14 protein-coding genes are annotated in these 19,054 nt (G+C 44.7%); 9 read left to right on the forward strand and 5 right to left on the reverse strand.

Annotated features, from left to right (window positions below; genetic code table 11):
* The first annotated feature begins 146 nt into the window (after positions 1–146).
* Positions 147–1,346 carry an MFS transporter gene (locus tag DWX23_RS22850; protein WP_122353476.1) on the forward strand — a complete coding sequence of 400 codons (1,200 nt, stop codon included), beginning with the start codon at positions 147–149 and terminating at the stop codon, positions 1,344–1,346.
* Here DWX23_RS22850 and DWX23_RS22855 read toward each other — a convergent pair.
* Positions 1,338–2,579: a glycosyltransferase gene (locus DWX23_RS22855; RefSeq protein WP_122353477.1), complete on the reverse strand. Its 1,242-nt coding sequence runs from the start codon at positions 2,577–2,579 to the stop codon at positions 1,338–1,340. The two genes, DWX23_RS22850 and DWX23_RS22855, sit on opposite strands and share 9 nt — an antisense overlap.
* Positions 2,580–2,954: 375 nt before the next feature.
* Between DWX23_RS22855 and DWX23_RS22860 the strand changes: the two genes are divergently transcribed.
* Both DWX23_RS22860 and DWX23_RS22865 read left to right on the forward strand, forming a co-directional pair.
* Entirely contained in the window at positions 2,955–4,133 is a 1,179-nt protein-coding gene (locus DWX23_RS22860) for a DUF4925 domain-containing protein (RefSeq protein WP_122376197.1), read from the forward strand.
* Positions 4,134–4,151: 18 nt separating this feature from the next.
* Positions 4,152–6,965 carry a TonB-dependent receptor gene (locus DWX23_RS22865; protein ID WP_122376198.1) on the forward strand — a complete coding sequence of 938 codons (2,814 nt, stop codon included), beginning with the start codon at positions 4,152–4,154 and terminating at the stop codon, positions 6,963–6,965.
* Between the two features lie 74 nt (positions 6,966–7,039).
* Here the strand turns inward: DWX23_RS22865 and purN are convergent, their stop codons facing one another.
* Positions 7,040–7,603: a phosphoribosylglycinamide formyltransferase gene (gene purN, locus DWX23_RS22870; RefSeq protein ID WP_122376199.1), complete on the reverse strand. Its 564-nt coding sequence runs from the start codon at positions 7,601–7,603 to the stop codon at positions 7,040–7,042.
* 154 nt (positions 7,604–7,757) lie between these two features.
* On the opposite strand from purN, the gene DWX23_RS22875 reads away from it, so the two are divergent.
* From DWX23_RS22875 to rnc, 3 genes are read left to right on the forward strand one after another with little or no spacing between them, the layout of a single operon-like run.
* Positions 7,758–7,994 carry an acyl carrier protein gene (locus DWX23_RS22875; protein ID WP_009860668.1) on the forward strand — a complete coding sequence of 79 codons (237 nt, stop codon included), beginning with the start codon at positions 7,758–7,760 and terminating at the stop codon, positions 7,992–7,994.
* A 21-nt stretch (positions 7,995–8,015) separates the two neighbouring features.
* Positions 8,016–9,281, forward strand: coding sequence for a beta-ketoacyl-ACP synthase II (gene fabF / locus DWX23_RS22880; RefSeq protein ID WP_122376200.1), 1,266 nt, complete (start codon positions 8,016–8,018; stop codon positions 9,279–9,281).
* A 1-nt stretch (position 9,282) separates the two neighbouring features.
* A complete protein-coding gene (gene rnc, locus DWX23_RS22885; RefSeq protein WP_122376201.1) occupies positions 9,283–10,200 on the forward strand; it encodes a ribonuclease III in 918 nt (305 codons plus the stop codon).
* Here the strand turns inward: rnc and DWX23_RS22890 are convergent, their stop codons facing one another.
* On the reverse strand, positions 10,201–11,214 hold the full coding sequence (locus tag DWX23_RS22890) for an ATP-dependent 6-phosphofructokinase (protein WP_122353483.1): 1,014 nt from the start codon (positions 11,212–11,214) through the stop codon (positions 10,201–10,203).
* Positions 11,215–11,295: 81 nt separating this feature from the next.
* Here DWX23_RS22890 and DWX23_RS22895 point away from each other — a divergent pair, with 81 nt between their 5' ends.
* Positions 11,296–12,831, forward strand: a complete 1,536-nt coding sequence (locus tag DWX23_RS22895) for a GH3 auxin-responsive promoter family protein (RefSeq protein WP_122376240.1) — start codon at positions 11,296–11,298, stop codon at positions 12,829–12,831.
* Here DWX23_RS22895 and DWX23_RS22900 read toward each other — a convergent pair.
* Entirely contained in the window at positions 12,819–13,547 is a 729-nt protein-coding gene (locus DWX23_RS22900) for a phosphatase PAP2 family protein (protein ID WP_233587753.1), read from the reverse strand. The genes DWX23_RS22895 and DWX23_RS22900 overlap by 13 nt on opposite strands.
* 143 nt (positions 13,548–13,690) lie before the next feature.
* Here DWX23_RS22900 and DWX23_RS22905 point away from each other — a divergent pair, with 143 nt between their 5' ends.
* Together DWX23_RS22905 and DWX23_RS22910 are read left to right on the forward strand one after the other, a co-directional pair.
* Positions 13,691–14,527, forward strand: a complete 837-nt coding sequence (locus tag DWX23_RS22905) for a copper resistance protein NlpE N-terminal domain-containing protein (RefSeq protein WP_122376203.1) — start codon at positions 13,691–13,693, stop codon at positions 14,525–14,527.
* Between the two features lie 348 nt (positions 14,528–14,875).
* Positions 14,876–17,053: a PAS domain-containing sensor histidine kinase gene (locus tag DWX23_RS22910; RefSeq protein ID WP_122353488.1), complete on the forward strand. Its 2,178-nt coding sequence runs from the start codon at positions 14,876–14,878 to the stop codon at positions 17,051–17,053.
* 70 nt (positions 17,054–17,123) lie between these two features.
* Here DWX23_RS22910 and DWX23_RS22915 read toward each other — a convergent pair whose 3' ends face one another.
* The gene (locus DWX23_RS22915; protein WP_122376204.1) at positions 17,124–18,950 is read right to left on the reverse strand and encodes an alpha-1,3-galactosidase B; all 1,827 of its coding nucleotides are present in this window, start codon (positions 18,948–18,950) and stop codon (positions 17,124–17,126) included.
* Between the last annotated feature and the right edge of the window lie 104 nt (positions 18,951–19,054).

Genomic DNA, 19,054 nt, shown 5'->3' on the forward strand with positions numbered 1-19,054 from the left:
GTCCTTTTTGAAACTTATTTTTTTTCAAGACTGTCAACTTATTTCAGGACAGGACACATCAATATACAAAACATAATGATAAAAGGTACTGGAGATCAGCATCTTATTTATATAAAAAACAATAATAAATCCAACGACTCACAGCAATGGCGAAAGACAAATTATTATCACCCGGCTTTTGTTATATACTGATGGCAAATTTCCTGCTATTTTTTGCCTTCTACCTGATACTGCCGATCCTGCCATTCTACTTGCAGGAACGGTTTATGACGGACAAGTCGATGATCGGGTTCATCCTGTCCTGCTACACGATAGCCTGTCTTTGTATCCGTCCGTTCTCAGGATATCTGTTGGATACGTTTGCGCGCCGCCCGTTGTATTTGGTAGCTTATGCCGTATTCATGGTCATTTTTGCCGGATATATGGTTGCAAGCCTGTTGAGTATATTCATCGTGCTGCGCATCCTGCATGGGTTCGCTTTCGGGATGGTAACAGTTTCGGGTAATACGATCGTGATCGATATCCTTCCATCTTCCCGACGCGGCGAAGGGATCGGTTATTATGGGATGGCGAATAACCTGGCCATGAGTTTCGGACCGATGATCGGGTTGTTCATGCATGCCAGTTTCAGCTATGAAGTGATCTTCGGCTGTTCACTGGCTTCCTGTTTCCTGGGGTTTATCATGGCTTATCTGGTGAAGACTCCTTACAAGCAACCGGTAAAGAAAGAACCGATCTCGCTCGACCGCTTCTTTCTGGTAAAAGGGGGCTGGGCAGGCATCTCTTTGTTAATGTTATCTATTCCCTACGGGATGACGACTACTTATGTCGCCATGTATGCGGATGAAATAGGGATTTCTGTCAATTCAGGGCTTTACTTTACCTTTATGGCGATAGGCCTGGCCATATCGCGGCTGTTCTCCGGACGGCAGGTAGATAAAGGACGTATCACGCTGGTCATTACATTGGGGATGTATCTGGCTTGTGCCAGTTTCTTCGCCCTGGCTTCCCTGGGGACATTGATGAAATGGAATCCGGTATTTACTTCCTATTTATATATAGGTATAGCATTATCACAAGGAGTAGCCTTCGGTACGATGTTCCCGGCATTCAATACCCTGTTCGTGAATCTGGCCCCCAACAGTCAGCGCGGGACAGCGACCTCCACCTATCTGACCAGCTGGGACGTAGGTATCGGTATCGGATTGATGATAGGCGGAAGCATTGCACAGGAATTCGGTGGTTTTAATTATGCCTATCTGTTCGGGGCCTGCCTGACGGTATTGTCTACCTTCTTTTTCATTATCAAAGCAGGACCACATTTCAACAGGAATAAATTACGGTAATAACCGTTCGATATAGTCACACAAGTTTCCGATGCCGTTCTCGCTTTTGATCTGCCCGCTTACCGTGGCGGCATTCTTTTTATAATCCGGATTACCGACCAGGTCCGCTATTTTACGTTCCAGTTCATTCTCGGAAACTTTAGCGATCTTCACCCGTTCCGGACCTAATCCCAGCACCTGGACCCGATACGCCCAATAAGGCTGGTCGAGCAATAAAGGAGTAATCAGCTGGGGAACACCCGCACGCGCTACGCTATGTGTCGTACCGCTTCCCCCGTGGTGGATAACGGCATCGCAATGCGGAAAAATCAGATGATGGGGAATCGGTTTCTTCATCAGGAATAATTGTTCGCTTCCCTGTAAAGTTTCCCCTGTCTTCGCCCAACCTGAACCGACAACCAGCCGGTATTTTTTCCGGTCACTGATACGTGCCAGCATGCCGCAGAAACGCTCCCGGTCGTTCGAAGTACAACTGCCCAGCGTAAAGAAGATGACCGGTGTCCGGTCTCTTTGGATAAACGCCATCAGTTCCTGATATGCCTCTTCATCATATTCAAACGTATCATTGAAACAATATCCACCGATATTCCAGCGAAAACGTTCGTCCCACACCGGATCGGTATGTCCCAGATAACGGCTGTACAACAGGAAATTATCACTATTTTTTGCCGCATCCAGGCCGAAATTAGCGATCGGAGCCAGACCATACTTCGCCCGGTTCTTATTGATCGTATCTTTCACCATATAGTTGGATACCTTGTTCATCATCAGCCAAAGCAGTTTCGGCGTAATGACCGGATTAGGCTTCGGGTACGGAAAAGCAGGAGGCGGCATCTTCGTGCCGGGCAGGAAAGGAGCAAAAGCCGTACGGACAAAAGGCTTTTTACAATATTCTGCAATGCCGGTCGCGGCAAACTCCGTATTGGCTGCTACCAGGACATCGTTCTGTTCAAGAAGCGGGATCACCTGCACAAACTGTTTGTCGATCGCATCGCGCGTCCATTCCACGATCCTCTTAAAACTCTGTTTATTCTCGGCAGCATCGGCCATCATTCCGCCGATATTGTCGAAATCCTGCAAAACGACTTTTACAGGATATTTTCTGACCATTTCCTCAAAAACCTGGGGAACATTCATTGTTACCTCATGACCTCGTCCAACCAACTCGCGTGCCACCGCCAGATAGGGCAACACGTCACCTTGTGATCCTCTTGTTACAAGCAGTATTCTCATTTACTCTATATTTTTACATGCAGTTTTTTCCGGGCACTGTTCTTTTACTTCACAGGCCTCACTCACCTTTTTACCTGCAGCCTTCCGCTTAAAAAGCATCCGGACCAGAAAGGCTAAAAATCCTAATAATAGACTCATTAACATAATGAGAACAAAGAACGCATATATAAACATATCCGTCAATGTCTATTTTTCACATTCGATATTCTATTATTAATAATCTTCCTTTGGCACATATTCATATACAGACAGTTATTATACCCTATAAAAGTCAATTCTTAATAATGGAATATTGATTCTGAAATATAGCTATTGTTTGGTACAAAGTTATATCAGTACTTTGTAACATCAAATAAACAATAAAAAGAAAAGTAAATGAACAAGTATTTATTGCGCAATTTTCTTTATGCCATCTGTGTGGCCACCTTGTTGTTTGCCTGCGATGACAATGATGATTCCGATGGTTCCGGAATGAATGGAATCTATTCCAACAAGTTGAGCGCACCTGAAGGCGGCAACACATTGACCCTGACTTACAGTGGACGTGAGTTCATCGGTAAGGACGTCTCCTTTAAAATGACCAATGACAACACGGCTAACATCACTTTACATGGTATTCTCCCCGGAGAAACCACGACTCTGCTTGAAAACGTGGCCATTTCGGCCGGAAGCAACGGTTATTCTTTTTCCGGAAACGGGACAGGAACAAACGGGACCTCTTTTTCCTATACCGGTTCTGTCGAAAAAAGTAAAATGACTTTGGCTCTGACCGATGTGAAAGTCGCCACCAACCAACTGACTTCAAACGGCAACTGGTATCCGGTGCTGGGCAGAACTTCCACCGAAACAGATCCGGTGCTGGGAGAATATACCTTGATGCGCTGTGCATTTCATCTGGTGACCGATAATGCCCTCTTAGCACAGTTTGCTCCCATGCTGGAACCTATCGCCGGGAATCTGATCTGTTGGTTTATCAATGAAGTCACTTTCAATCCGGACGGTAATATCACGGCCCGTTATGCCACCATGCCGGAAGGCAAAGCGATCGGCGACCTCATCCAACTTCCCCCAAACAGACAGGACAGCGAATGGATCTCCTCTCCGATAAATCTGGCATCTTATTATGTAAAAGACGATTCGGAGCTTTATATCGTCCCCAATATCGATATGATCCTCTACCAGATCGAGCAAAACAAGACCAAAGCCGACGGAGGCCTGGATGCTGCCGTTATCGCTGCCGTCTACCAGCAACTTAACAAATGGAGTACGACAGGTATCCGGATGAATATCCGTAAAAACTCAGAAACTCCATCCAATAATATGGGCAACCTGATTGCTTACAAAGGCGACATATTCCTGTTCATCGATAAAGAAGAGATAGAAGCCTTCCTCCCTTTATTACCACTGGTAAAAGATCTGCTGCCGGAAGATATGCTCGGCGGTTCACTGGGATCGATGATAGGACCTTTGCTCGACATACTGGCGAACAGCCTGCAACAGACGAAAACACTGGAAATGGGCATGATGTTGAGCAAACAAAAGGATATACAATAATAAACAAAGAGTACAGACATGAAAAAATATACTATATTATTTTTACTGGCCCTTTTGAGCATCCCCTCTTTCGGGCAGATCATGAAAGGATTCGTGTATGACAAAGAGACCAACGAACCGCTGGCGGGTGTCAACATTACTTTCAAAAGAATCAGCGGAGAAACAAACGGAACGATCTCGGAAGCAGACGGTTCATACCAGATCAACTTGCCGGAAGGCGGTGTCGACCTGCTGTTCAGTTATATCGGTTACGAAAATGAGCAGGTTCCGGTCGTGATCAACCGCAATGAAACAAAGACGCAGAATATATTCATGCGTATTAAAGCCAACTTGCTGGGCGACGTCGTGGTCAGTGCCGGACGTTTCGAGCAGAAGCTGAGTAACGTAACGGTCTCCATGGATCTGCTGAAAGCCGAGGATATTACCAAACAGGCTCCTACCGACCTGAGTGCGACACTGAACACGATGCCCGGTGTGGATATCAATGACAAACAACCTTCTATCCGCGGAGGGAACGGCTGGACATACGGTGTCGGTTCACGCAGTATGGTACTGATCGACGGAATGAGTGCACTTACTTCTGGGACCGGTATCATCAACTGGAACATTGTTCCGCTGGAAAATATCGAACAGGTGGAAGTGATGAAGGGAGCTTCGTCGGTACTTTACGGATCATCCGCCCTGAACGGAGTGATCAATATCCGTACAAAACGCCCGGGTCTTACACCTGTCACGACTTTACGCACTTATTTAGGTATCTACGGAGATCCGGAAAACGAAGAATATCGGTGGAGTGACAAATCATTCTGGAAAGAAGGCAAATACGAAGTGGAACCATTTCTGCGTAAGAACGTATTTTCAGGTATCCGCAATCCGATATATGAAGGAGTCGATTTCTCACATGCCCGCCGCGTCGGCAATTTCGACCTTTCTGCCGGATTGAACATGTTCACGGATGAAGGATATAAAAAACAGGGATACAACAAACGTTTCCGTGCCGGAGGCAACCTGACTTACCACCAGCCGATGAACGACGGCAATTTGCTCAATTATGGATTCAACGTCAACTATATGAGCGATAAATATGCCGATTTCTTCCTGTGGCGTTCTCCGAAAGATGTTTATGAACCGTCTCCTATCGCCAATATGGGACGCGAAGCTAATACATTTTATATCGACCCGTTCTTTAATTTTACCAATCCGAACAACAATACATCACATAAGGTAAAGGCCCGTTTTTATTATCGCGGGGACAATATTGCTGACGGATCAAATAACGATGCATCCATTACAGATATTCTCGGGAATATGGGGACGGATGTCGGTGCCATCACAGGGATCATGCAAAATGTACAGAACGGTGATTACAGCATGTTCTATCCGATCATCCAACCGGCTTTGCAGGGTGACCTGAACGGGCTGGTAAACGGAACGACCAATATCCTGGGACAGATATTCCCTACAGCTACTACAGCCGATTACTGCGACTTGCTTTCATGGGTTATGAAACGCGGTATTCCGAGCAGTACGTCCGATCTGGTCCCCTGGTTGTCGAATGCGATCAACCCGAAATCCGATCCGGTCAGTATCGACAAGAACTATACGTATTATCTGGATTACCAGTTCAATAAGAAATGGGATAACGGCACACAGATCACAGCCGGCGCCACTTACGAACATATGCGTAGTACCTCGGTGACAACCGGCAACCATGACAGCGATAATGCCGCCATGTTCTTTCAGTACGACCAGCGCTTTTTCGATCGTCTGAGCGTATCAGCCGGTATGCGTGCGGAATATTACCGTGTCGATGATTTCCTGCGCGAAGCAGATACAAAGATATTCGGAACTAAGGTACCGGTAAAGCCGATCTTCCGTGCGGGACTGAACTATCAGTTGGCCGACTACAGCTTTATCCGTGCCAGCTTCGGACAAGGTTACCGTTATCCTTCCCTGACAGAAAAATATGCCCGTAAGGATATCGGTGGTGTCGGCGTATTCCCGAACAATGAAGTAAGGGCAGAAAAAGGGGTGAACGCCGAACTGGGTATCAAGCAGGGATATAAATTCGGTAACCTGATGGGATTCTTCGATGTAGCCGGTTTCTATACACAATATACGGATATGATCGAATTCCGTTTCGGCTTCTTCGATCCCAATTCGTATGCATATGCAAATAGTACGAAGGAAATTCTGGGTATCATCGCACAGGGACAGATGCCGGGCATCGGAGCACAGTTCTACAACGTATCCAAAGCACGTATCTACGGGGCAGAGATAAGTACGAACGGTTTCTATAACTTCAATGCCGACACCAAACTATCCTATAACCTGGGATATGTTTTCATCGAACCGGAAGATGCCGATTACAAGGAGAAGAACGAAATCGAAGCACAGTACAACGATCCTCTCCGTGCAAAAGAGAAATCCAATGATTCCAAGTATCTGAAATACCGTCAGAAACATACGGTGAAAGGTGTTGTCGACCTGCAATGGAAACGCCTGAACCTTGGAATGAACGTTACCTGGAAAAGCAAAATGCTGGCCGTCGACTACCTGATGGTGGACGAACGGGAAAAAGAACAGCCGGATGCCATGGAATATATCCGACAACTCCTGTACGGAAATATCGGTGGGGAAACGCTCAATACGTACTGGAAAGAAAAGAATACGGATTACTGTGTAGTCGACCTGCGTGCAGGTGTGAAAATAACGAAGGACGTGTCGTTCCAGTTCATGATCAATAATCTGTTCAATAAAGAATATTGCACACGCCCGATGCTTGTTTCGGCACCACGGACCTATGTGATGCAACTGAATATGTCATTCTGATAAACCACTAATAATTAGAAAGCCCTGCCGACACGATAATCCGGCAGGGCTTAATTTTTTATATCACTTTTCAGTTATTTCAACAAATCTTCGATCACATGCGGATAATGGGCATATTCCAGCGCATGCACCTTGGCAGCGACCTCGTCCGGCGTATCGGTAGGCAACACTTCACATTTAGCCTGAAAAATGACATCACCTTCGTCGTAATTTTCATTGATATAATGTATCGTAATACCCGATTCCTTCTCTCCGGCAGCCACTACGGCCTCATGCACATGCATGCCATACATGCCCTTTCCGCCATGTTTCGGCAACAAAGCCGGATGAATATTAATGATCTTACCCGGATAAGCACCCAGTAACGCATCCGATATCTTATTCATAAAACCGGCCAGGACGATCAGATCGACCTGATATTCCGCCAGTTTTGCCAGGACAGGCGTTCCCTCCACAAATTCATCACGGGAAAACACAAAAGAAGGAATTCCCAGTTTATTGACACGGGCATGCACGCCCACATTCTTATTATTGGACAAAACAACTGCTACTTTAACAGTTTCACTTTTAGAGAAATACCGGGCTATATTTTCGGCATTCGTACCCGAACCGGATGCAAAAATTGCTACGTTTTTCATATTTTCCTATGTTTTAGTGCACACGAAAAGAAAAAATGTGCAGTTTTCCGTATTTTTAGTGCATTAAATTTGTTTTGTAACATAAAAAATTCTTTTCTTTGCACTGCAAATTTAAAAAGTATATTCGTATTTATTAATCTAAATTGAAAAAGTTATGTCTGAAGTTGCATCTAGAGTAAAAGCTATCATCGTTGATAAGTTAAGTGTTGAAGAAACAGAAGTTACAAACGAAGCAAGCTTTACTAATGATTTAGGAGCAGACTCTCTTGACACTGTAGAGTTGATTATGGAATTCGAAAAGGAATTCGGTATTTCAATTCCTGATGATCAGGCAGAAAAGATTACAACAGTAGGCGACGCAGTTGCTTATATCGAAGCTAACGCGAAGTAATCAATCCTTTTAATTAAAGGTATGGAATTAAAAAGAGTTGTAGTAACAGGTCTTGGTGCCATTACTCCTCTTGGTAATACCCTCGCAGAAACATGGGAGGGTATTATCAATGGGAAGAGTGGAGCCGGTCCTATTACGCAGTTTGATGCATCCAAATTCAAGACACAATTTGCATGCGAAGTTAAAGGTTTCGATCCGTTATCAGTAATGGATCGTAAGGAAGTCCGCAAGTGTGACCGTTATAGTTTATATGCAATAAATGCTGCAAAACAAGCAATCGAAGATGCAGCTATGGACCTGGATAAAGAAGATAAGGACCGTATCGGCGTTATTTTTGCTTCCGGTATCGGCGGTATCAAGACATTTGAAGAAGAAGTTTTAGGATATGCGAAAACAAAAGATACGATCGGACCGAAATTCAACCCGTTCTTCATCCCAAAGATGATTGCGGACATCGCAGCCGGACATATCTCCATGCTTTATGGGTTTCATGGTCCTAACTTTGCTACAGTGTCAGCTTGTGCCTCTTCTACCAATGCAATCGCTGATGCATGCAACTATATCCGTTTGGGTAAAGCCAATGTGATTGTAACAGGTGGTGCGGAAGCTGCTATTGCAGATTCAGGTGTCGGCGGGTTCAACTCGATGAATGCGCTTTCGACTCGTAACGATTCACCCGAAACAGCCTCTCGTCCGTTCAGCGCAAGTCGCGACGGTTTCGTTATGGGAGAAGGTGGAGCCTGTTTGATTTTGGAAGAGATGGAACACGCTTTGGCTCGTGGAGCTAAAATATATGCCGAGATCGCAGGAACAGGATTATCTGCCGATGCATACCATCTGACAGCCTCTCATCCTGAGGGATTAGGAGCGAAGTTAGTGATGCGTAATGCACTGGAAGATGCAGAAATGGCTCCGGAAGATATCGATTATATCAATGTTCACGGAACATCTACTCCGGTAGGAGATGTTTCAGAAGTAAAAGCGATCAAAGAAGTTTTTGGGGATCACGCTTACAAGCTGAATATCAGTTCAACAAAGTCTATGACTGGTCATTTATTAGGTGCAGCCGGAGCTATTGAGGCTATGTTCTGCATCATGGCAATTAAAGATGGAATCATTCCTCCGACTATCAATCATGCAGATGGCGACGATGATCCTGAAATAGATTATAAACTGAATTTCACATTCAATAAAGCTCAAAAACGAGAAATACAGGCGGCATTATCCAATACATTCGGATTTGGCGGCCATAATGCTTGTGCTATTGTTAAAAAATTTGTGAAGTAACGTGTTTACACAACTATACAAAAAGATAAGGCTTCTTAAACACAAGAATAAGGAGCCTTATTCTTCTTTATATAAGATACTGGGATTTTACCCCGATAACATCCATGTTTATGAACAGGCTTTCCTGCATAAATCTTCCTCGGTGGAAGCCAGCGACGGGAAATGGCTGAATAACGAACGACTGGAGTTCTTGGGTGATGCCATATTGGATGCCGTTGTGGCAGACATTGTGTATAAACATTTTCAAAACAAACGGGAAGGTTTCCTGACCAATACCCGTTCCAAAATCGTTCAACGCGAAACACTCAACCGCGTGGCTGTCGAACTGGGTCTCGACAAGATGGTCGTTTACTCCGCCAAGCTGAGTTCGCACAACAATCACATGTACGGAAATGCATTGGAAGCATTGATCGGGGCAATCTACCTGGATCAAGGCTACAGTACCTGCTACAATTTCGTTGAGAATGTGATTATCAGAAAATACATCGACCTGGATAATATTGCCCGCAAAGAGGTTAACTTCAAGTCCAGCCTGATCGAATGGAGTCAGAAGAACAAGCTGGAGATCACATTCGACTTGATAGAATCATTCACCGACAACGACGGGAATCCAGTCTTCCAGACAGGTGTCACCCTGGCCGATATGCAAATCGGTGTCGGCATCGGTTACTCCAAAAAAGAATCGCAGCAGAATGCCGCCAAAATGGCGGTCAAGAAACTGCGTACCGACAAAGCTTTCCAACAATTCATCTCTGAACTGAAGAAAAAGCAGACCGGCGAAAGTACTGCCGATCATGAGTTTGAGGATCTTCCGGAGGAGGATGCGACGACGGAGCAGGAGCCGATACCCGCAGAACAAACGAAGAATAGCCATATACCCGAATGTATCGACGCTACGATCAATGAAGAAGTCCGGTAATTACTTACCGAACGAAATTCCCATTCTTTCTCCCTGAATAATCAGGTCATTTTCCGGAGTGACCAGTTTCAACTTGCCTGCTACTTCCGACAAGGCTATCGATTCCACCTTATCCCCTTTCATACAAACCATACGTCCGAACTGGCGGTTGGCGATCAGTTCCGTAGCATGTCCGCCTAGCCGGGTGGCCAAATTACGGTCGAAAGGCGAAGGATTACCGCCACGCTGGATATACCCCAGTACGGTATCGCGGGATTCTATGCCTGTAGCTGCCTCTATTGTACGGGTAATGTAGTCGGAAGGACGTTTCTTTTCGGGTGTTGCCACTCCCTCGGCAACGACAACGATCGAATAGGGTTTGCCGCGATGGGCACGATCGAGGATTGTCTGGTTCACCTTATCCATATCATATCCCAGCTCCGGCAGTAAGATCACATCTGCACCACCCGCCATTCCGGCATACAAGGCGATCCATCCGGCATGATGCCCCATTACTTCCACCACCATCACCCGTTTATGGGAACTGGCAGTCGAATGCAGGCGGTCGATTGCATCCGTTGCAATATTGACAGCCGTATCGAAACCAAAAGTTATATCCGTTCCCCAGACGTCATTATCAATCGTCTTGGGCACACCGATAATATTCAGGCCGAGAGCCGAAAGCATACCGGCAGTCTTCTGCGTACCGTTTCCACCGATACAGACCAGGCAATCTAATCCTAATTCTTCATAATTCTGTATAATGACCTGCGGCTTTTCGCTTTCCCCGGAAGCGAGTAACTTACGAAACGGTTTTTCGCGGGAAGTTCCCAGAATCGTTCCGCCCAGGTTCAGGATACCGGACAGGCTGCGTTCATCGAACGATTGAATATCTTTGTTCAGCAGTCCAACAAAACCACTATGAATTCCGATCACTTCCATACCATAATGCATTATGGCTGTTTTACCGACACCACGAATCGTTGCGTTTATACCGGGACAATCACCCCCCGAAGAAAGGATACCTATTTTCATTGTTTTGTTAATTATGTATGCAACAAAGATATAAATAAAAAGAGAATGCCTACATTTGCAACCAATACAAATAAAAAGAGCATGGATATTTTAACAAATACAATATCACTACTCTTCCGCCCCCGGCAAAAGGAGATAGAAAAATACGGGCAGGAGACAGACCGCTTACAGCGCAAGCAGTTGCGGTCGCTGTTATCGACTGCACGCAACACGGAATGGGGGTTGAAATATGATTACAAAAATATCAAACGATACGAAGATTTCTGCCAGCGGGTTCCGCTACAGCTATATGACGATATCAAACCTTATGTGACCCGGATGATCAACGGAGAGAGGAATATACTCTGGCCTTCGGTCGTCAAGTGGTACGCTAAAAGCAGCGGTACCACGAACGATAAAAGCAAATTTCTTCCCGTCACCCCGGAAGTTCTTCATAGTTGTCACTACCAGGGAGGCTTCGATACGGTAGCTCTTTATCTCCGTAATAATCCGGAAAGCCACTTTTTCTCTAAAAAAGGATTAATCCTCGGCGGCAGCCACAGTCCTTCCCCAATCAATCAAAAATCCCATTGCGGAGACCTTTCAGCCGTATTATTGCAAAACCTGAGTCCGCTGGTCAACCTGATGCGTGTTCCGGCAAAGCGGATCATCCTGATGGACGAATGGGAAAGTAAAATAAAAGCGATCGTCGACAGCACGTGGAATGAGGATGTCAACAGTCTTTCCGGCGTTCCATCCTGGATGCTGGTTCTGATCAAATCGGTACTGAAGAAGACCGGACGGGAATACCTGACCGACGTTTGGCCGAATATGGAAGTATTTTTCCACGGGGGGATCAGTTTCGAACCTTACCGGGAACAATATAAAGCACTGATCCCTTCGGATAAGATGCATTATATGGAAACTTATAACGCATCGGAAGGCTTTTTCGGAATACAGGATGATCCTTCGGACCAGAGTTTGCTGCTGATGCAGGATTACGGCGTTTTCTACGAGTTTATCCCCATGTCGGAAGTAGGCGCTCCCAATCCGACCGTCCTGCCGCTGGAAGCTGTAGAAACAGGAAAGAACTATGCGATGGTCATAACAACCTCCGGCGGATTATGGCGTTACCAGATCGGTGATACGGTGCGTTTCACTTCACTTTTCCCGCATAAATTCGTTATTTCGGGAAGAACCAAGCATTATATCAACGCCTTCGGAGAAGAACTGATGGTCGATAATGCAGATAAGGCAATCAGCAAAGTAAGCCGTCTGACAGGAGCTGTCGTTAAAGAATATACAGCTGCCCCGCTTTTCATGCTCGACAAGGCAAAAGGACGCCATCAATGGTTTATCGAATTTGAAAAGATACCGCCTTCCGTAGATGAGTTCGCATCCTTGCTGGATAAAGCATTACAGGAGCTGAATTCGGATTATGAGGCCAAGCGTTATAAAGAAATATCACTCCAACCTTTGGAAATCGTTGTTGCCCACGAAGGAGCTTTCTACGAATGGCTTAAACAGAAGGGCAAACTGGGTGGCCAGCATAAAATACCGCGTCTAGGCAATGACCGGACACATATCGAAGAACTGCTGGCAATCAACAGCAGGCTAACCCCTTCTCAAAACGCATAGGAGAAATAGACTCCCCCGCCCTGTTCATTAAATGTCGGGGCGATCACCATATTCCTGGCTGCTTTGCTGTTTACTTTACGGGCAATGGCATTGCGGAGGGGGAAATAAGCCCAGTAGGCCAATTCGACGGAAAGGATACCGAAACCGGCACCCGCTATTACATCTGCTACCCAATGCCGGTTATTGTACAAACGGGAACCGGCTACAAACAAAGCTATCGCATATCCTGAATAAGCCAGTACGGGGCTACTATCCTTAAACTCTTTATAGGCCATGTGTGCCCCCAGGAATGCATTAGCCGTATGCCCCGAAGGAAAAGAATACGGACCGCCATCCGGACGTGTCTCCTTTACCGTATATTTTAAAGTACGTGTCATAACAGCATTCATCCCTTCCGCCAAAGTCACAAGCATCAGTTGATCCACCCAGTTATGTTTCTCCTTCCCCATCAGGTCGCAGACAAATACCCATCCGAGCATCCCCCATTCCAGATAGTCGTCCGCCCGTATCTTTTTCACATCGCTTTTCCGGGAGAAAAAATGAAAGTCATTCATCCCGTCGATAGCCGTTCCTACCGCCCCGACTGTAATCAGGGAAGCCGGAAGTATCAGATGCTTCGCATTGAATTTATATTCGATAACAGGCATTTTCTGTTTCAAGCTGTCAGACTGTACGGCTCCATCCTGTGCCTTGACAGGCAATAAACAGACTATCATTAAAAACATAGAAATATAAAAGGAGGTTCTCATTCCTACAGGCTTTATCTTTTATTCAGGTCACAAAGAAACAAAAAATAACTTATCTTTGTTTCTATATAGAACGATATCCGTTTATAAACAAATTAAAATCATTCATTCCGATGAAAAAAACTTACAACGGGCTTATCCTATCAGCTCTGATCATTTGTGCAGGACTTCTTTCTTCCTGCGGACAACAAAAAGCAAAACAAGTATCCGGTACAGAACAAGACTCCACCGAAATGGTTGGAAATGACAAAGACGAACATGGCTGCATCGCCTCTGCTGGTTATACATGGTCGGAAGTACAACAGAACTGCATCCGCCTATTCGAGTCCGGCATACGCCTCGAGGCTGTCGACGGCAAATCATCCGCTTATCTGGTATTCAGTTCCGATTCACTAAAAGCAGAATTATTCTTTTCGAACGATGCTCCCAATGAAATACTCGACCGGCGCTCACTTCCGGCCGGCGATTATGCCTGGAATATAGAAGATGACGATACAAAAAATGTACGCCGGGTCGACGGCGTATGGACGATCAGCCAGCGAGGTAAAGAAATCTATCGTCAGAACAAGAAAGATGCCGACAATTCATTAGGTGACATTCAGACACAAACTTATGAAGGCGTTTTGCCTTGTGCCGACTGTCCGGGCATCCGTTACGACCTGACTATCCGCAGCCGCGAGAAAAGCGGAGAAGGAACTTTCTCTCTCTCACAGACATACCTGGAAGCAGAAGACGGTAAAGATGCAACATTCGTCACAAACGGAAAATGCATCACCCTACAGGATATACCGGGAGAAAAGAATGTAACCGTATGGCAACTGGTTTCCGACAACGGGGATGAAGTGATGAATTTCCTTTGTGAAAACGATTCGACAATCACACTGATCGGCGATGATTTCAAGAAAGCGGAAACAGAACTGAACTACAGTTTGAAAAAAGTACAGAAGTAACAGAGACAAGTTCTCTGGCCAAACATTACTTTTTAAGGCAATCACAAAAAACAGTACCGCCATGCCAAACGGATTCCATCCTTGGCATATAAAATAAAGACTGGTCTTTTGAAATGTTAAGACCTGAGTTTTGATTTCAAAATAAGGGACTTTCATTTTTAAAAGACCAGTCTTTTTTCCAGATTCTACCCTTTCACCCTTTCATCCTTTCTTCTGCTATGCAGATTGTTTTTCAAACGATTGAAATAGATGACTGCTGAAACATCATTCAATTATTCGTTTTTTACATTTAAGATTCAAGAATATATTTATCTTTGCGGATTAAGGACCTTCTGAAAATTATGGGTTATGGCGTACGATGAAAACACATTGGCAGGAATGAAACAGTTTTTGAAACTTCTTCCTGATACAATTTTAATAGTTAACAAAGAGGGGATAATTGAAGATCTGCTCAATTATCAGCCCGAAATATCTCTGTCTCTCACGCCACAGCAACAGAAAGGGCAAACCATCCAGGATTTATTCCACTATAAGAATTTAAAGGGAGACTCCGGCAATAAACTGCTGAACGCCTTTCTGGATACGATGCAAACACGTAAACCGAACACCATTCATTACGAAGTGGAGAATGACGGTCACACAGGTTATGCGGAAGGGTATATAATTCCTTTTGAAGACCATACTTTCGGTATCTTCCGGAATATGACCCGACGGATGGAGACTCAACTTGAGATCATCAATGAGAAGAACAAACTGTCGATGGCTTTAAAAGCCGGAAATCTGTCTGTATGGTCTTATCTCCCCGATAGCGATTCTTTTGACCTGGCTGATGAGAATACAGTGCCGCAACCAGGAATGAAATTATGGGATGTTACCAAGCAACTCATTCCGGAAGACAGGGAACGCCATGTCAGGCTGGTCACCGATATCGTTAATGAAAAGCATAAACAAAGTACCGAACAATTCCGCCTGCTGACTCCCGAAGGACAAATCAGGTGGTACGAGATCTACTCGATGGGTATTCACGGAGAAGACGGGAAAATTGACCGCCTGATCGGAACCCAGAAAGATATTACCGACCAGAAAAACAAAGTACAGGAACTTATCGAAAATCGCCAGCAACGTGATCTGCTCCTGCAGATTACCAATATGATCATTTGGGAATACGATCGTAAAACAGATATCTGCACTTCTATCAGAGAATCTTTATTTTTCGATCATAATACGACGCTAAAGGATATTTATGAGACAGTGGCTCCCGAACATCAGAAGATGTATTTAAAGGCATATGATGATATTCTGAACAAACGATCAGAATTAATGAATATTCAGTTCCGGGTAAAAGAGCTGAACGGTCCGTACCGATGGGTCAGGCTGATCGCCAAAGTATCCAAATATGATAAGGATGGAAATGTTCATAAACTGATCGGGACACGTGAAGATATAACGGAAGAGATAGAGCGGGAACAAAGGTTGCGCAACTATATACAACGTAGCGAACTGGCAATCCAGGCCGCCAATATTATACAATGGGACCTGGATATCAAGACACAGGAATATACCCGGCTGTATCCTGATCCGGTCGCTCCCGGAAACTTCATCCGGGGATCGTTCAATTTCACGGTTCATCCGGACGACCGTCTTATTTTACAACAGGAACAGGATAAACGTATCCGCGAATGTAAAGGATACAGCAACCTGCATTTACGGATCATGCTGGATGGAGACACGGATTACCGCTGGACAAATACCTTCTCCGTTCCGCTGGAATATTATCCCGACGGAAGTATTAAAAGCGTAACGGGTCTTCTGATCGATATCACACATATCGAAAAGGTAGAGGAAGGTAACCGGATGAAAATGGCTTTCCTCGCCAATATGAGCCACGAAATACGAACGCCCCTGAATGCTATCGTCGGTTTTTCGCAGCTTTTAGCCCAGACCGATGAGCATGAAGACAAAGAAGAATTCGTCCGGATCATTGAAGAGAACAACGACCTGCTATTACAAATCATCAATGATATACTCGACATTTCCAAAATTGATGCAGGGAAGATGACTTTCAACTACAGTGATTTTGATATTACGGAAATAATAACAGACCTGAAGCAGGTTTATAATTCCCATTTATCACCGAAAGTAAAGTTTATCTGTAATCTGCCTTATAAAAAATACATGATCCGCTCCGAAAAGAACAGACTGATACAGGTAATAACCAACTTGCTGAACAATGCAGTCAAGTTCACCTCGGAAGGATCGATCACAATCGGTTATGAAATAATTCCGAAGGGATTGTCTTTCTATGTTTCCGACACTGGAAAAGGGATCGACAAAGAAAATCTAAAACATGTTTTTGAACGTTTCGCCAAATTCGACAAATTTGTACCCGGCACCGGACTCGGACTCTCCATTTGCCAGATGATCGTGAATAAACTGGGAGGTGAAATATCTGTTGAATCTGAATTCGGAAAAGGTAGTACGTTCCGGTTTACGATAGCGTGCGAAGCAAATACTGAAATTAACTAAAAAACTACCGGTCTAAAAGATGTGATCTTTTAGACCGGTAACATTCTTATTAGAAACGAAATAAGACAAATTAATTTTCCACTTTCAAATCCTTTTTCTCATCAAAACCACCATCAAACTGATTATCCTTGATGTCGTAATTGATCACACGCTGGAAGAAGAAACGATGCTTATTCCAGTGGAAAGCCGGATATTGGTTGTTTTGCTTGATCACATTGTTGCGGAAAACCAGTCCGTCTACCGACTTTGCATACAGGATCGGAGCGTCGAATGTTTCGAACTCGTTATTCTCGATCACGATGCCGCTGTGGAAATATTTCTTCTGATCTTTCAGGTCTGGGATTTCAGGATAAATAGAAATAATGGCGTTCGTGAACTGGAACATATTCGTCAATGAGTTAATGAACTTGTTATCACGGATCAGGACATCATGGCAGGCACCGGTCTCAAACCAACCGTTACAATCGCCGCATAACAGGATGGCGGTACCGGAAGTATGGTCGAAAATATTCTTTTCCACAACGGTTTTCTTCGGAGTACTGAACAAAGAACCACGAGCACGGTTATTACGGATCGTATTGTCGGCAAAATAAACTTCCGGCGTCCACTCCAGGTTTTCGATGCCGAAAGTGCCGACTTCACTAATCGCCGGATCAATGGCTTTTTCAAAAACGATCTCAAACTGTTTGGCCCCATGCGCACCCGGTTTATCCATCGCTTTGATAGAAACAACCTTATTCTGGTCGCCTATAATCTCCATTGTCTTCGAATCGATGAACTGTACGGCATCTCCCGGGAATCCCCATTCAAAACCATAACTCTGTCCATGCATATACTCACCGAGCAACGTCTTGTCGTCTACGCGTTTTTGTATTTTCAGATAGGTGCCGTGCACGTTGATTGCATCATCCATCATACCTTCATACAAACCACCAACGGAAATGATCTTTCCTTTACAGCCGGAGAAATGGGTAGCATCTGCCTGTGTTGTAAAATAACGGGGATCGTTATCACCGCGAAGGCATACCGAAAATTTATCCAGCGTGATATTCTCGCTCATCTGAGCCAACAATCCCATTCCTTCCGCATAATGAACCTGGATATTTTCAAGAATCGTATTCGTATTATAGGAGACAAAAATACCCGGTGTAGGACGCCCCCAGCCACGCATAGCCACAACAGTTCCGGGAATCAGTTTCTTATTATTCCATTTGGCAGATTTGATCACGCGGGGAGAGATCTCGGATACGCCTTTCGAACCGATACTGATATCGCTGGTCGTATAAACAAGACGTTTCGTATCTCCTTCGAAAGCGATTCCCCAGGCAGGTGAATGCTCCCAGCCTTCGCCTTTGGCAAAAAAGACACTGTCACGTATTTCATACTCCACCCACGGAGCTACTTCATACGTTATCGTACCGGCAACCGTATCGTTTTCCAATACTTTTACCTGACTGATATGCGGATTTTCAAAATCAATACTGAAGTTTTTCAACGTACAGTTCTCCGAATTGATCAGTGAAACCGGTAGCATACGCCCGTGGAAGATCAACTCCGAACCTTGCCCGTCGAAAACGATATTCTTCATGTTCTCAAAAGGAAGTCCCACCAGTTTCGGATTGTCCTGATCATGGTTGGAGATGAAATACTCCTTTTGGGCGGCCCCTTCAGGATAAAAATCATAGCGCCCTTTAGGTAGAACGATCGTAATAGTATCGCTCCCGGTATGGGAAGCAGCAATTTGTTCCAACGCCTTTGCCATTAAAGGAGAAGCATTGTCTTTTTGGTCAGGAACAAGACCGAAATTCGACAAATCATAGGGATTCTTCGTCTGGGAACAGGAACAAAACATCACCAGACAGAATAAGATAGCAATAAAAGTTTGAGTGTTTTTCATATTACGTGTTTTCTAAACATTAACCGGACAAATATACGGATTCTTTGCAACTTTGTTGCACCTTGTTTCCTTTACCTTTGTATCAGAAAAACAAATAAAGAGTA

The organism is Parabacteroides sp. AF18-52, assembly GCF_003479145.1.
GTDB lineage: Bacteria > Bacteroidota > Bacteroidia > Bacteroidales > Tannerellaceae > Parabacteroides > Parabacteroides faecis.